The following is a 14,313-nucleotide window of genomic DNA, read 5'->3' as shown; positions in this document are numbered from 1 at the left end:
TGACATGAATACTGGGCTGATTGTGCAGCGTTTTTGTCTGGCTCTGGACCTCGCCGATGACGAGGCATTGATTGCCGAGTATGAGCAGTTGCATCGGCGCATCTGGCCGGAAATCGCCGAGCATCTTCGCGGCCAGGGTGTGCTGGACATGCAGATCTGGCGACTGGGCACGCGGCTGTTCATGGTCATGGACACAGCGCCGGGCTTCAGCGCCGACGCGATGGAGCAGGCGTCGGCGGCCCATCCCAAAGTGCAGGAATGGGAAGCGCTGATGTGGCGGTTTCAGACGCCGACGCCGTGGACCGAGCCGGGGAATAAATGGCAGCCCATGGCGCAGATTTTCAGTCTGGATGAGCAATTGAAAAGACTTCATGAGCCCTGACACCCCTCTGCGCCGGCTGCTGAATGGGTCTCTGGTGGGAGCGAGCTTGCTCGCGAAAGCTGAGTTTCAAACGCTGGAAAACTCGTGGATGTACCGGCCTCTTCGTGAGCAAGCTCACTTCCACAGGCACGCTTGAACAACAACAAAAAAGGAGAGCGTTATGTTGACCAAACACAGCAAAGTACAGACTGGGGTGTATCGGCACGCTGAGCCATCGGTGCGGATGGCGTTGATGCTGGTGACCAGCCTGTTTTTTCTCTGGGGCCTGTCGTATGGCCTGCTTGATGTGCTGAACAAGCATTTTCAGGAAACGCTGCACGTCAGCAAGGCCCAGTCCGGGCTGCTGCAGGCGGCCTACTTCGGCGCGTATTTCATCATCGCCCTGCCCGCCGGCTTTTTGATGGACCGCTTCGGCTACAAGGCCGGGATCCTGCTGGGTCTGTGCCTGTACGCTGCGGGCGCATTGCTGTTCATGCCGGCGGCCAATGCGGCGAGCTTCCCGTTTTTCCTGTTCGCGCTGTTCGTCATCGCCCTGGGGCTGGGTTGTCTGGAGACGGCGGCCAATCCCTATGCGACGGTGCTGGGTGATCCGAAAGGTGCTGAGCGACGGCTTAATCTGGCGCAATCGTTCAACGGCCTGGGCCAGTTCGTTGGGCCGCTGCTGGGGGGCGCACTGTTCTTCGGCGGCAGCAACGCCGGCAGCGACAACAGCTCGCTGCAAACCACCTACGTGGTCATCGCGGTCATCGTCCTGCTGGTGGCGGCGCTGTTCGCCCGCACGCCGATGCCCGATCTGCGCGAGCAGGAGTCAAGCATTCAACGCCACGACCACAAAACCCTCTGGCAGCACCGCGAGTTTGTAGGCGGCGTGGTCACGCAGTTCTTCTACGTCGCGGCGCAAGTCGGCGTCGGCGCGTTCTTCATCAATTACGTCACCGAGCACTGGGCGAGCGTGACCAGCCAGAGTGCCGCATACCTGCTGTCGGTGGCGATGATCTGCTTCATGTGCGGACGTTTCTTCAGCACCTGGCTGATGGGGCGTATCCCGGCGCAAAGGCTGCTGATGGTCTACGCGTGGATCAACGTCGCGCTGTGCGCGGTGGTGGTCAGCGGCGTGGAAAGCGTGTCCGTGGTGGCGCTGGTGGCGGTGTTCTTCTTCATGTCGATCATGTTCCCGACCATCTTCGCCATGGGCGTGAAAAACCTCGGCCCCCACACCAAACGCGGCAGCTCCTTCCTGATCATGGCCATCGTCGGCGGCGCGCTGATGCCGTATTTCATGGGGCTGGTGGCGGACCACTTCTCCACGGCGCTGGCGTACCTGCTGCCGCTGGGGTGTTTTGTGGTGGTGGCGTTTTATGGGCGTAGCGGGTTACGCGGGCGGGAGGCGTGATCTCGGTTTTGCGGTGTGAGGACTGACGCCTTCCCGGCTGAAGCCGGTCCTACTATCAGGTTTAAGCCAGTCCCAATCGGCGTGCGCGACGCTTTTGTGGGACCGGCTTTAGCCGGGAAGAGGCCAGTTGCGACACCCTCACTTTTGCGGTGTGAAGACTTGCGTTTTCCCGGCTGAAGCCGGTCCTACTATCAGGTTTCAGCCAGCCCCAATCGTGATCGTGCCCACGCTCTGCGTGGGCATGCATCCCGTGACGCTCCGCGTCGCCTCGCACAACACCTGAAATGTGCATCGTCTCAGGGACGCAGAGCGTCCGACCGGGCATTCCCACGCGAAGCGTGGGAACTATCAGAAAGTCACCCGCGCAGCGCTAACCCTCAGGGCTTGGCAATGTCCGTACGGCTCACCGCCGGGGATTCTTTCGGCAGTGTCGCGCGCATCTGCGCCACTTGGCCGGCGTTGACGGCCGGTGCCTGGTTGCCCCAGCTGCTGCGGATGAAGGTCAGCAGTTGCGCCACTTCTTCATCGGACATGCGCCAGGCGAACCCGGGCATGCCCAGTTGCGAAGGCGCCGTTTCGGTGGCGGGGAGTTTGCTGCCGGCCAGCACCAGACGAATCATCGACACCGGGTCTTCCGACAGCACCGACGAGTTGCCGGCGATCTTCGGAAAAACCCGCTCCTCACCCTGTCCGTTGGTGCGGTGACAGGCCGCGCAGTTGTCGACATACAACTCGGCACCGCGACTGCCCTCCTGCCCCGCCGCCAGAGCCTTGGCGGTTGCCGGATCCGCCTTGAAGCTGGACACCTGACGCTCGCTCGCCGGCAGGGTTTTCAAGTACGCGGCCACCGCCTGCAAGTCGGCATCGTTGAGATGCTGGGTGCTGTGCACCACCACATCGCCCATCGCGCCGCCCAATACCGCATGGGTCGCACTGCGCGCGCTGCGCAGGGTGGCGACGATGTCGTCCTTGCTCCAGCTGCCCAGTCCGTCAGCAGGATTGCCGCGCAGGTTCACCGCCAGCCAGCCGTCGATCACCGGGCCGCCGGAAAGGAATTCCGCGCCCGATTCATCCAGGGCTTTTTCCTGCAGGGTGATTGCACGCGGCGTGTGGCAGCTGCCGCAATGCCCCAGTCCCTGAACCAAATACGCCCCGCGAGCGACTTGCGCGTCCGGGTAGCGCGCCCTATTGAACGCCACGGCCTCGGGCGATGGCGCGAAGACCTTGCGCCAGATCGCCAGCGGCCAGCGCATCGACAACGGCCACGGCACATCGTTGGCGCGGTTCTCGGCCTGCACCGGAGCCACGCCGTGCATAAAGTACGCGTACAGCGCGCGCACGTCGTCATCCGTGGTTCGCCCATAGGCCGGATACGGCATGGCCGGGTACAGGCTGTTGCCGTTGGCCGCGATGCCATGACGCAGCGCACGGTCGAAGTTGTCCAGCGAGTAAAGGCCAATCCCGGACGCCGTGTCCGGGGTGATGTTGCTGCTGTACAGCGTGCCGATCGGCGATGCAATCGGCAGTCCTCCGGCGAACGGCTTGCCACCAGTGGCGGTGTGGCACGCCGTGCAGTCTCCGGCGTCGGCCAGGTAGCGGCCCTTTTCAATCAGCGCGGCCTGATCGGTGTCGGGCGCGGGTGCGAGTTTGGGCGTCGAGGTCGGCCAGAGCGCGAACACCAGCAGCGCAACGAACACCAGCACCGCCAGTGAAATCAGGCTCAAGAGAAACTTCTTCATGGTCATTTCTCCTTAGGCCTGAACCAGCGGGCCGGGGTTTTTCAGGTACTGCTCGCGAATGGCCTTGGCGGACCAGTACGCCAGCGCACCCACCATCCCGGTCGGGTTGTAGCCGTTGTTCTGCGGGAACGCGTTGGCGCCGATGGCGAAAACGTTGTGCACGTCCCAGGACTGCAGATAACGGTTCAGCGCCGAGGTCTTCGGATCGCTGCCCATGATGGCGCCGCCACAGGTGTGGGTGCTCTGGTACTTGGTGATGTTGTAATGCTCGCCGGGTTTCTTGGCATCGCCGGCCAGCGCCACCGGGTTGAGGATCTTCGACATCTCCAGCGCCTTGCCCACCAGGAACTGCGAGGCCTTGATCTCGTTGTCGTGCCAGTCGAAGTTGATGCGCAGCAGCGGTCGACCGAAGCCGTCCTTGTAGGTCGGGTCCAGGCTCAGGTAATGCTGCTTGTAGGACATGCAGGCGCCTTGGACCTCGAAATAGAACGAGTGACGGAACGCGTCGCTGGCGGCCTGTTTCCAGGCGGTGCCCCAGTTCGGCGTGCCCGGTGGCACGTTGATCCCGCGCACCGGCCCGCCCCCGGGTTGCCGCGCCCAAATGATGCCGCCGCCGACGAAACCGGCCTTGGCGTTATCCAGCTGGTTGCCGTTGAGGTTGTCCATCGTGGTGCCGGCGCCACCGATACCGATGAACTGATTGGCCTGCACTTCCTTGTTGAAAAACAGCACCACGCGGTTGAGGTTCTGGTAGGAATAATTGCGCCCGACCGTGCCTTCGCCAGTCTGCGGATCGTAGGGTTTGCCGATCCCCGAGAGCAGCATCAGGTGGACGTTGTACAGCGAGAACGCGCACAGCAAGACCAGATCGGCCTGCTGCTCGACTTCCCGGCCCTGAGCATCGAGGTAGGTGACGCCAGTAGCTTTTTTGCCGTCGCTGTCGAGGTTGACCTTGAGCACCTGAGCGTGGGTGCGCAGCTCGAAATTCTTGCGCTGACGCAGCACCGGCAGAATGCTGATGTTGGGGCTCGCCTTGGAGTAGTTCAGGCAGCCGTAGTCGCTGCAGAACCCGCAGGCGTTGCACGGGCCCATCTGACAACCGTACGGGTTGACGTAGGGCGCCGACGCATTGGACGCCGGAATCGGATACGGGTCCCAACCCATCTCCCGCGCGGCCCCGTAGAACATTTCGGCGCCGAGGTAATTGGGGTTCGGGCCCAGGGGAAACTCACGGGAGCGCGAGCCTTCGAAAGGGTTGCCGCCGGGCTGCTTGACCCCGCTGATGATCCCCGCCTTGCCCGACGTGCCGCAGACGTATTCGAAGTGATCGAAGTGCGGTTCGAGGTCTTCGTAGCTGACCGGGAAATCCTGGATGCTCATGTCCGACGGGATGAAGCTTGCGCCGTAGCGCTGCTCGACGTTGGTGCGCAGCTTGAAGTCTTCGGGCAATGCGCGGAAGTGGCAGCCGGACCAGTGACTGCCCGCACCACCGACGCCTGTGCCGGGTTTGAACGAGCCCATCTGCCGATAGGGCACGGCGGTGGACGTCAGGTTGTGGCGCACTGTGACGGTTTCCTGGGCCAGGCTTTGCAGGTAACGGCGATGCACCGACCCTTCCAGTTCGTCGACGACTTTCGGGTAGGCGAAATCCGGCTGCGTGTCGCGGTCTGCACCGCGCTCCAGGACCACCACATTCAGCCCGGCATCGGTCAATTCCTTGGCCATGATCGCGCCCGTCCAGCCCATTCCGACAATGACGGCGTCTACTTTCGGTTTTACGTTTGCCATGTTCAGCCCCTCCGCCCGGACAGATCGACCGGTGCCAGCGGATAGGGCTTGTCGCGTACCGTGATCCAGTCCGTGTAATCGGCACGCATGCCGGGGTAGCCGATCATTTTCCACGCGCCCATGTTTTTGTTGCCGCCATGGGACGGGTCGGCGAAATAGCCGTTGCGCACTTCGTTGAGCAGGTTGCTGAAAAACAGCTTTGAAGCGATGTCCTCCAGCGCCAGCTTGCCGCTCTCGGCGGCCTTGAGCAGGTCTTCCTGTTGGGCCGAGGACACCTCGGCGAAGACTTTGCCGTCGTAGGTATTCTTGCAGTGCGCGTCCATGGCCTTGATGCCGACGCGCAGGGTTTCACGCAGGTTCAGCCGGCCTTGATAGCCGAACTCGGGCGCGGCTTCGAGGAACGGGCCCTGCATGTACCAGATGCCACCGTTGGCGTACGGCGTCTGCATGTGTCGATCGAGAAATTCGGGCACGCCCAGTTCGACGGCGCCGGGGCCGACGTCGTCGGACGGGATAAGGCGATCACAGGCCGCGATGAGAAAGGCCCACTCTTGCGGCGTGAAGAACGTCGGCGTGTAGTCGCCCGCTGCCGCTGCCGCCCCCGGCCCGGCAGGCAGGCTTTGCTGTACGTCGCTGGCGGGCGTTTGCGCGAAGGCACCGGAAGGAAGGCCGGCGCTGGCCAGGGTTACAACGGGGATGAGTGTCAGCGACTTGCGTAGAAAATCGCGACGCGCCGCGGAGGTGTCGTCATCGAACATCGTTCACTTCTCCTGAGACCAAACACGGGTGTGCTTCGTTTTTCTTGCGTTTTCTTCTTAGGAACTCGCCCGACGCTGCGGCGACTGATCCGCAGACGCGAGGCGAATGGATTGCGCACTAATCGTTGCCAGGCTAAGTATCTGGGTGCCATCAAACCAGCTAACGCCTTAGCGCGCCCGGGTTAAACGATTCATCAGATCTTGAATTGGCGGACCAAGGCGCTGAGGTTGCTGCCCAGGGTCGAGACGTCACGCATGGTGCGCGAGCTCTGCTCGGTTTCCTCCGCGAGGTTTTCCACCGCACCGGCGATCTGGTGGACGCTGCGGTTGATTTCCTCGGCCACCGAGGTCTGCTCTTCGGCGGCGCTGGCAATCTGCGCGTTCATCGCGTTGATGGTGCCGATCAGCTGCGAGATGGAATCCAGCGACTGGCCCACTTCGTTGGTCTGCTGGTTGGCGCCCTCGCCTGCCTGAGTGGAACGGCGCATGGCTTCGACGGAGGCATGAGTGCCCGTTTCCAGACGGGTGATCATGCCCTGGATTTCCTGGGTGCTTTGCTGGGTGCGGCTGGCCAGCGCGCGGACTTCATCGGCGACCACGGCAAAACCGCGCCCGGCCTCCCCGGCACGCGCCGCTTCGATCGCGGCGTTGAGGGCCAGCAGGTTGGTCTGATCGGCAATCGAGCGGATCACCGCCAGCACCGAGACGATAGAGCGCACGTCCTGTTGCAGGCTGTCCAGGCTGGTGCCGCTCATGCGGATGTCGTTCACCAGCGAGTTCATCCCGGTGATGCTGGTGCCCACCACTCTGCGCGCGTTATGACCTTGCAGATCGGTTTCGGAAGCGGCCTCGGCGGCCCGTTGCGCGCTGTGTGCCACTTCTTGCGCGGCGGCGGACATCTCGTGAATGGCGGTGGCGACCTGATCGGTCTCCTCACGCTGACGCTGCATGGCCTTCTCGGAACGCAGGGTCTGCTGGGTTGCCTGATTGACCAGCCCGTCCAGGTCGGTGGTCATTTGCGCAACCTGCCGGACCATGGCGTGGATCTTGTCGACGAACTGGTTGAACGAGGCCGCCAAATCACCCAGCTCATCGCGACCGGTCACCACCAGGCGGTGGGTCAAGTCGCCGTCGCCGGCGGCGATGTCGTCCAGGTTGCTTTTGAGAATGCGCAGCGGGCGGACGATGCCGTTGGCGGTCCAGAGGCCCGCCGTCGCCGTGAGCAGCAGCAGAACCAGGGTCACCACGAAGACGCTGCCGAGAATGCTGCGCGTGCGGCTGGCGACGGCGGCCTGCTCCAGGACCATGGCGGCGTCGATGTCGTCCATGTTGATCGCGCTGCCCAGCACCATGTCCCACTTGTCCAGGTACACCGTGTAACCGAGCTTGGGCACTTGCACCGCTTCATCGCCGGGCTTGGGCGCCGCGTAATCGACGTAGTGTTTACCGTTCTTCGCCACTTCCACGAAGGTCTGGTAATGGTAGGTGCCGTCGGGGTCGCGGGTGTCCCAGAAGCTTTTGCCGACGCCCGCCGCGCTGTCACCACGGAAAACCCGGACGCCTTTGGTGTCGTAACCGAAGAAGTAACCGTCTTCGCCGTACTTCATCGGCTTGAGCAGTTCCAGCGCCTTGTTCCGTGCGGCCGTGTCACCGGGGGCGGAGGCATCGTGCAGCGGCTTGATGGTGGTCAACGCCACGTCCACGTAATTTTTAAGCACCTGGCGGTTACGTTCCACCAGTTTCTCGCGGGTGTCCTGCATCTGCTGATCGGCACTGCGCTGCAACACCCACGAGGCGACGCCACTGAGAATCAGCGCGAACAACAGGGCGGGAATGATGGCAAGACAGAGCAGCTTGCGCTTGACGGTAAGCTTCATGGGACGGGTCACCTCCTGGTCGTTAGTCCCCCACTATCGGCCAGAGATCGTACAACTTCAAAGCTTTTGCTGGCAATTTGACGCCAATGTATTGGCTAGTCCGTATCCATATGAATGGGGCTAGAGCCACAGGCCAGGGCCTGCGCAGCGATCAGCGTGGATGGATTTTCACTGGCGGCTTTGATTTAGATAACGGGCAGTTGTCACACAACTCAAGCGCGGTCACTCGATAACGAATGCAGCACACTCGGCGTTGTCGCTTTGGTTCGCTTTGCCCGTCAATCTTGAGGTAACGCACCGGCTGGTAAAGCGGATTGCGGCGTCCATTGGGGAGATGTCGGGCGTTGAGCAACTGGTGACCATGGGTCAGATCGGCGTGAGGCACCGCATTGGCCAGCACACCCAACAGCCACTCGAAATAGTTGCCGGCGTTGCTCCACAGCACCTTGGGGGACAGGCGGAAGTGGCCGGCCAAGGCTTGAATGAACGGCCTGAGGTTATGGTCGAGCAACTCATCGAAACGCTCGAAAGCATCGGCCGGACCGGGCGTCCATTGCTGGCCCGCGTCAGGCAGTTTGAACGCGACAGGCAGGCAATCATCGTCGAGAATCAGCTGCAGATGATCGAGGTGCAGCGGCAGACGATGGTTGAGAATCAGCGAAGCCGCCACCACCGGCGGAATCAGCTTCACGAAGTAGTACTTGCTCCAGATCGACGCCAGCCCGCGCGGGTCGCTCTCGGGATAGGCAGTACCGAATCGCGTTAGGACATCGTTCAGGTAATCGCCGCCGAGAAAGGTGCGTAAAGGCACACCGACGCGAGGGTCGTCGGGCAATACGAGCACATCGCGATAGTGCTCGAAGTCAGCGATAAACAGCGGCGCCAGCGCAGGAATCATGGGGCGATTCGCTGTGCTGGCCGCCTGTTCATCGTGAAGCGGTCAATGGGACTGCTGCCGCGCCAGCACCCACAACCCCTGCTCCAGCGCGGGAAACAGGCTGTTGTTGAAGTTGTTCCAGCGCAGTTCGAGGATGGTGTCGTCGGGCGCGATGGGCGTGTCGAGCACGTCGAACACCACCTCACCGGAATCGATGCCGGTGTCGACGTAATGGAACGACGCGCCGGTCATGTTCACCACCGGCGTGTCGACCATCTCCCGCGTGGTCCAGTCGACCACTTTCTTGCCCCGGGCGCCGTACAGCGCGTCGAGGGTGGCATAGGCGCCGCGCCGTTCGTACGGTGACTCCAGCCGCGTGATGCCCGGGTGCACGTTGAAGATGCGGCGATGGAAATCAGCGCCTTCGCGCACCAGTTCGTCGAGGATCACCAGCAACCCGTCGAGGACCACGACGTCGGCGCCCAGCGCGTGCAGTCGCTCGCCGAGACGTCGCTCGAAATCCGACTTGCCGGCCGGCCTCGCGCTGTCGCCCAAGGGCAAGGCGCGGTAGCTCGACGGCACGTTTTCCAGCAGGTCATCGACCTTGCGCCCCTGCACCGTCAGGCCCGCCGGGTAGAACCAGTGGGCGCCCTGCCCCGGCTTGAACCCGTAGTCCTTGATGCTCTCGCGGTCCCGCGCGGACTCAGGATTCTCGTCGTAGATGATCGCTTCCAGCGAGTAGTGATCGCCGAGGGCGGTGTCGTTGAGCGCCTTGACCAGGTACTCCAGTGGCGAGGTCATGTAACGCTGCTCGCCGTGGTAATCGACGTATTGACCGGCCTTGTCCGCCGCGGCGTTACGCAGCGACCAGACGTAAACAAGCTTGGTTTTCTGCATGAATATCGGACTCAGGAAAGGGTGTGCAGGGTGTCGCCGCTGACGCCTTCGGCCATGGCGACCACGACTTTGCGTTCGCCGCTGAACGGCTTGCGCGAGTGCGCCGTGAGCATGTTGTCGAGCATCAGCACGTCGCCGGTCTGCCAGGGGAAGACCACTTCGCATTCGCTCAGCACGCCACGAATTTCCGCCAGGGCGTCGGCCTCCAGCGGGCTGCCGTCGCCGTAGTAGACGTTGCGCGGCAGGCCTTCTTCGCCGACGGTGTCGAGGAGGATCTCCTGCATCTCCTCGTCCAGGTTCGACAGGTGGAACAGGTGCGCCTGGTTGAACCAGACCCAGTCTTTGGTGCGCGGATGCTGGGCGACGCCTTGCACCAACTGCCGGGTGCGCAGGTCGCCGTCCTCGTTCCAGTCGCACTGGATGCCACGGGGGCGGCAGTAGTCTTCGACGTCGCTGTGGCGCTCGGTGTTGAAGACCTGTTGCCAGGTCAGGTCCAGCCCGTTGCCGTAATTGCGCACGTACATCAGGCGCTTTTCTTCGAAGCGTTTGCGCAGCGCCGGACTGATGCGCTGGAACACCCGGCGGCTGTCGGCAATCGGCGTCTCGCCTCCGCTGACCGCGGCTTTGGCGCAGTAGAAGAAGATGCGCATGGGCCATTCGGTGGTGTAGGCCTGTTCGTTGTGCAGGGGGATCGAGCGGTGGGCCGGGTATTCGGTGGAGGTGTAGACGCCTTTGCCATCGACCTGGCTGCGCGGGGTGGAACCGAATTCGTAGTTGAGCAGCGAGTGGCCGAAGGAGGCGGCGAACTGCTGGAAGCCTTCGACGCCTTCGGGGGTGAAGCCGCTGAAGAGGATGGCGCCGTCGCGCTCAAGCGAGTGGTCAACGACGCTGCGCAGGGCGTCGATTTCGGCGGCCAGGGAGACGCCGGTCTGGCCGGGCTGGACGCGCAGGGGGAAGCCGGCTTCAAGGCGCAGGCGTTCGGGGGTGAGCATGCGCATGTTCATGGGCGGGACGCTCCTGATGTGGCTGAAGGGGGTGGGTTCAGGCCATGGCCTTGCGCAGGCTGAGGGGGCGCATGTCGGTCCAGACGTTTTCGATGTGGTTGAGGCAGGTCTGTTTGTCGCCTTCGACGCCGACGCTTTTCCAGCCGTCCGGGATGGCTTTGTAGTCGGGCCAGATGGAGTACTGTTCTTCGTGGTTGATGACGACCCGGAACTGTGTGTTTTCGCTGTCGAAGCTCATGAGTTATCCCTCGTGGTGTTGGAACGGCGCAGGTAAGCGCGCCTTACCTGAAAGACGAACGAGCGGGCTGGATGGTTAGTGGTTTTTCGCGAAAAACTTAAAAGCGGATCAAGGGCGTCTGCCTGGGGGCAGACTGTTTCGCCTTCGGCGAGTTACTTGGAAAAGCACCCCAAGTAACCAAGGGTGCCTGCTCCTGGTTAGGTTCCTCCTTCGTCGGAATACCTTCACTTCGACGACGCTCCGTGGAGCCCGCGCCGAACGGACATCCATGTCCTGACGGCGCTCTCGCCGCATCCATGCGGCTCGGCCCACTGCGCGTCGTCTGCGTTCAGCCTGCACCCAAGTCGCGTTTGGCGGTGACTGGGCTTTTTGTGTAGGAAGATCAACGGCAGAAGCGAAGAACATGCGGTTGTGATCGTTCCCACGCTCCGCGTGGTAATGCCGCCTAGGACGCTCCGCGTCCCTTCTTAGGTGGGGTGACGCGGAGCGTCACAGGATGCATGCCCACGCGGAGCGTGGGCACGATCGATAAAGGGAAGGGGTGCTATCAGCGAAATTGTTGGGGAGTGGGCTGGCCTCTTCCCGGCTGAAGCCGGTCCTACAAAGGGATCGCAGGCGTCCAGTGGACTTGGCGGTGCCTCGACTGTAGGACCGGCTTTAGCCGGGAAGCGGTTGCGGTTGCGGTTGCGGTTGCCGTTGCCGTTGCCGTTGCCGTTGCTTTTGATCTTCATACACATGAAGTTCAGACGACACCCATCGCGACTTGGGTGCAGGCTGAACGGAGGTCTCGCGGAGTGGGCCGAGCCGCATGGATGCGGCGAGAGCTGCCCCCCGCCATGGATGGCGGATGGCAGCGGGCCCACGGAGCGGGACCGGAGTGAAGGAACCCGACGAAGTCGGGCCCAACCGAGAGCAAGCACCCTTGGTTACTTGGGGTGCTTTTCCAAGTAACTCGCCGAAGGCGAAACGTCTGCCCCTAGGCAGACGCTTTTGATCCTGGCGCAATAAGCCGCACCGCGCACCTCGGGGACAGATTAATTTACGATGAAGCACTGTAAATAAATCGGTTCCCTAACGGCGGTCCCCTAACGGATTACCAGCGGAACGCCACAGTCCCCAGGACCGTACGCTCTTCGCCCCAATAACACCGACCCGCGTTATTGCAGCCGCTCACATACTCCTTGTCGAACAGATTCTTCGCATTCACATCCACCGACCAATGCTTATCGATGTCATACCCCACCAACGCATCCACCAGCGTCACATCGCCCGTCTTCAACTTCCCGTACAGCGTCGGCGCGGTATACGCGAACGTATTGTCGAAATAACGCACCCCGCCACCCACACGGAAACCGCTCATCGGGCCATCCAGGAAGCGATACGTCGCCCAGGTACTCGCCTGATTACGCGGTATGCCGGTCAACTGATGATCCTCGTACAACGACCCCGGGCTGTCCTTCGTCACCCGCGCATCGGTGTAGGTGTACGACGCCGTCAGGCTCAGGTTCTTGGTCACATCACTGTTGACCTCCAGCTCCACGCCCTTCGACTCGCTCTTGCCGATCTGACGGCTGTATCCGTTCGAACCGGAAATCACATCGTGGGTCTTGGTCAGGTCAAACACCGCCGCGCTGAACGTCGTGTTCCAGCCAGCCGGCTCGTACTTCAGACCCACCTCGTACTGCTCGCTGAGAATCGGGTCGAGCAACTCGCCGTTCGGTTGCGACGACTGCTGCACCGGCGTGAACGCCGTCGAGTAACTCACGTACGGCGAAATACCGTTCTCGAACTGGTACATCAAGCCGGTCTGCCAGCTGAAACGATGGTCCCAGCCGTCCAGGTCCGATACGCCACTGATGGTGCCGGCGCGGTTGCGGTACTGGCTGTTGACGAAGTCCTGACGCCCGCCCAGCAGGTAGATCCAGTTGTCGTACTTGCTCTGCAGCTGGCCGTAAACGCCGTACATCTGTTGATCCAGCTGCGAGTTCTGAACCGTCGCGAGCATGCGCGGCTTGGCCGACGGGAACACCGGGTTGAAGGCGTTGTAGGTACCGCCGTTGCCGGCCGCCCAGTCCTGGTTGTACGAAGTGCGGTCGTAGCTCGCGCCCAGCAGCACAGTGTTTTCCAGTGCACCGGAGGTGAAGTGCCCTTCGAACTGGTTGTCCAGCGAGTAAGTGATCGACTTGTTGTCGCGATCGTACGCGGTGCTGGTCAGGGTGCTGCCAAAACCGGCGTTATTCAGGTTGTTCGGCCAAGTCTCGTGACGGTCCAGACGCGATTCCATGAAGCGCGAGTTCTGGCGGAACTGCCAGGTGTCGTTGAGCTGGTGCTTGAACTCGTAACCCAGGGTCCATGTTTCGCGCTCGAAGTCGTCCCAGTTCGGGTTGCCGTTGAACTGGTCCTTGCCGATCTTGCCGTTGACGTTGTTCAGCAAGGTGCCCGCTGCGGGGTAGCCGAGCAGCAGCTTGGTGCGGTCGCGCTGGTAGGACGAGAGCAGGGTCAGCGCGGTGTCTTCGTCGAAGTTGAAGGTCATCGACGGCGCGATGTAGATACGGTCGTCCGGCACCGAATCCACCTGGGTGTCGGCGTTGCGGCCGAGCATGACCACGCGGCCGAGGATGCGGTTGTCGTCGGTCAGCGGGCCGGAGACGTCGAGGGAGAGCTGGCGGCGGTTGTTGCTGCCGTAGGTGAATTTGGCTTCGCCCTGGGGCGTTTCGGTCGGGCGCTTGCTGACCAGGTTGACCAGCCCGCCCGGCGCGTTTTCGCCGTAGAGGATCGAGCTCGGGCCGCGGAACACTTCAGTGCGTTCCAGGCCATAGGGTTCGGTGGTGGTGTCGTAACGGTTGCCTTGCAGACGCAGGCCGTCCTTGAGCAGGCCGTAACCGTAGTCGGTGGCGTTGTAGCCGCGAATGGAGAACAGGTCGCCCGCGAGGCCGTCGCCGACGGCGAATGGCGGGGCGAAGATGCCGGGGACGTAACCGAGGATGTCGGTCAGGGATTGCGAGCCCTGATCCTGAATGCGCTGGCGTGTCACCACTGACACCGAGCGCGGGGTTTCCGACAGCGGTGTGCTGGTCTTGGTGCCGGCCGTGCTGTTTTTCACCTGATAGCCTACGGTTTGCTCCCCTTCGGGTGCTTCGCCGGTGACCACCGAATTCTGCAGCTCGATGGTAGCGCCCTGCTCGGCCTTGGCCGGGGCATCCGCCGCCCACGCCGCGCCGTGGCAGGCGACCGTTGCGACCAGTGCGGCCAAGGCATTGACCTTGAATTGACCCTTGTTATTGCTCGCCATCCGAACTCCCCCTCCCTTTGATATCACACGGGGCAAGGCCCCAAAATTGACCACATATGTCAAAAAAG

General features: G+C 62.4%; 11 protein-coding genes. 2 read left to right on the top strand and 9 right to left on the bottom strand.

Annotated features, from left to right (window positions below; genetic code table 11):
- Positions 1–4: 4 nt before the first annotated feature.
- Together QWI18_RS17555 and QWI18_RS17550 are read left to right on the top strand one after the other, a co-directional pair.
- The gene (locus tag QWI18_RS17555) at positions 5–382 is read left to right on the top strand and encodes an L-rhamnose mutarotase (protein ID WP_369319389.1); all 378 of its coding nucleotides are present in this window, start codon (positions 5–7) and stop codon (positions 380–382) included.
- A gap of 223 nt (positions 383–605) precedes the next feature.
- Entirely contained in the window at positions 606–1,775 is a 1,170-nt protein-coding gene (locus tag QWI18_RS17550; protein WP_369319399.1) for a sugar MFS transporter, read from the top strand.
- 377 nt (positions 1,776–2,152) lie between these two features.
- Here QWI18_RS17550 and QWI18_RS17545 read toward each other — a convergent pair whose 3' ends face one another.
- From QWI18_RS17545 to QWI18_RS17505, 9 genes are all read right to left on the bottom strand, one after another.
- The gene (locus QWI18_RS17545; RefSeq protein WP_369319388.1) at positions 2,153–3,514 is read right to left on the bottom strand and encodes a cytochrome c; all 1,362 of its coding nucleotides are present in this window, start codon (positions 3,512–3,514) and stop codon (positions 2,153–2,155) included.
- Positions 3,515–3,526: 12 nt separating this feature from the next.
- Positions 3,527–5,302: a GMC family oxidoreductase gene (locus QWI18_RS17540; protein WP_065986091.1), complete on the bottom strand. Its 1,776-nt coding sequence runs from the start codon at positions 5,300–5,302 to the stop codon at positions 3,527–3,529.
- A gap of 2 nt (positions 5,303–5,304) precedes the next feature.
- Positions 5,305–6,060 (bottom strand): gluconate 2-dehydrogenase subunit 3 family protein, encoded by a 756-nt coding sequence (locus QWI18_RS17535; RefSeq protein ID WP_369319387.1) that lies wholly within the window; start codon positions 6,058–6,060, stop codon positions 5,305–5,307.
- 194 nt (positions 6,061–6,254) lie between these two features.
- Complete coding sequence (locus QWI18_RS17530) at positions 6,255–7,937, bottom strand: methyl-accepting chemotaxis protein (RefSeq protein WP_369319386.1); 1,683 nt, start codon at positions 7,935–7,937, stop codon at positions 6,255–6,257.
- A gap of 151 nt (positions 7,938–8,088) precedes the next feature.
- Positions 8,089–8,835: a siderophore-iron reductase FhuF gene (gene fhuF / locus QWI18_RS17525; protein ID WP_369319385.1), complete on the bottom strand. Its 747-nt coding sequence runs from the start codon at positions 8,833–8,835 to the stop codon at positions 8,089–8,091.
- A 42-nt stretch (positions 8,836–8,877) separates the two neighbouring features.
- The gene (locus QWI18_RS17520; protein ID WP_369319384.1) at positions 8,878–9,711 is read right to left on the bottom strand and encodes a N(5)-hydroxyornithine transformylase PvdF; all 834 of its coding nucleotides are present in this window, start codon (positions 9,709–9,711) and stop codon (positions 8,878–8,880) included.
- 11 nt (positions 9,712–9,722) lie between these two features.
- A complete protein-coding gene (locus QWI18_RS17515) occupies positions 9,723–10,715 on the bottom strand; it encodes a TauD/TfdA family dioxygenase (RefSeq protein WP_192134208.1) in 993 nt (330 codons plus the stop codon).
- A 37-nt stretch (positions 10,716–10,752) separates the two neighbouring features.
- Positions 10,753–10,953, bottom strand: a complete 201-nt coding sequence (locus tag QWI18_RS17510) for an MbtH family NRPS accessory protein (protein ID WP_296313839.1) — start codon at positions 10,951–10,953, stop codon at positions 10,753–10,755.
- Positions 10,954–12,046: 1,093 nt separating this feature from the next.
- Positions 12,047–14,245: a TonB-dependent siderophore receptor gene (locus QWI18_RS17505; protein ID WP_369319383.1), complete on the bottom strand. Its 2,199-nt coding sequence runs from the start codon at positions 14,243–14,245 to the stop codon at positions 12,047–12,049.
- Between the last annotated feature and the right edge of the window lie 68 nt (positions 14,246–14,313).

Source organism: Pseudomonas sp. W2Oct36, assembly GCF_041060465.1.
In the GTDB taxonomy this organism is placed as follows: domain Bacteria; phylum Pseudomonadota; class Gammaproteobacteria; order Pseudomonadales; family Pseudomonadaceae; genus Aquipseudomonas; species Aquipseudomonas graminis_B.
The sequence above is the reverse complement of the archived record's forward strand: the minus strand, read 5'-3'. Positions and strand labels throughout refer to the sequence as shown.

Bases quoted from the DNA above. Each gene is read 5' to 3' on its own strand.
- QWI18_RS17555 (WP_369319389.1), top strand. From the start codon at position 5: ATGAATACTGGGCTGATTGTGCAGCGTTTTTGTCTGGCTCTGGACCTC.
- QWI18_RS17550 (WP_369319399.1), top strand. From the start codon at position 606: ATGGCGTTGATGCTGGTGACCAGCCTGTTTTTTCTCTGGGGCCTGTCG.
- QWI18_RS17545 (WP_369319388.1), bottom strand. From the start codon at position 3,514: ATGAAGAAGTTTCTCTTGAGCCTGATTTCACTGGCGGTGCTGGTGTTC.
- QWI18_RS17540 (WP_065986091.1), bottom strand. From the start codon at position 5,302: ATGGCAAACGTAAAACCGAAAGTAGACGCCGTCATTGTCGGAATGGGC.
- QWI18_RS17535 (WP_369319387.1), bottom strand. From the start codon at position 6,060: ATGTTCGATGACGACACCTCCGCGGCGCGTCGCGATTTTCTACGCAAG.
- QWI18_RS17530 (WP_369319386.1), bottom strand. From the start codon at position 7,937: ATGAAGCTTACCGTCAAGCGCAAGCTGCTCTGTCTTGCCATCATTCCC.
- fhuF (WP_369319385.1), bottom strand. From the start codon at position 8,835: ATGATTCCTGCGCTGGCGCCGCTGTTTATCGCTGACTTCGAGCACTAT.
- QWI18_RS17520 (WP_369319384.1), bottom strand. From the start codon at position 9,711: ATGCAGAAAACCAAGCTTGTTTACGTCTGGTCGCTGCGTAACGCCGCG.
- QWI18_RS17515 (WP_192134208.1), bottom strand. From the start codon at position 10,715: ATGAACATGCGCATGCTCACCCCCGAACGCCTGCGCCTTGAAGCCGGC.
- QWI18_RS17510 (WP_296313839.1), bottom strand. From the start codon at position 10,953: ATGAGCTTCGACAGCGAAAACACACAGTTCCGGGTCGTCATCAACCAC.
- QWI18_RS17505 (WP_369319383.1), bottom strand. From the start codon at position 14,245: ATGGCGAGCAATAACAAGGGTCAATTCAAGGTCAATGCCTTGGCCGCA.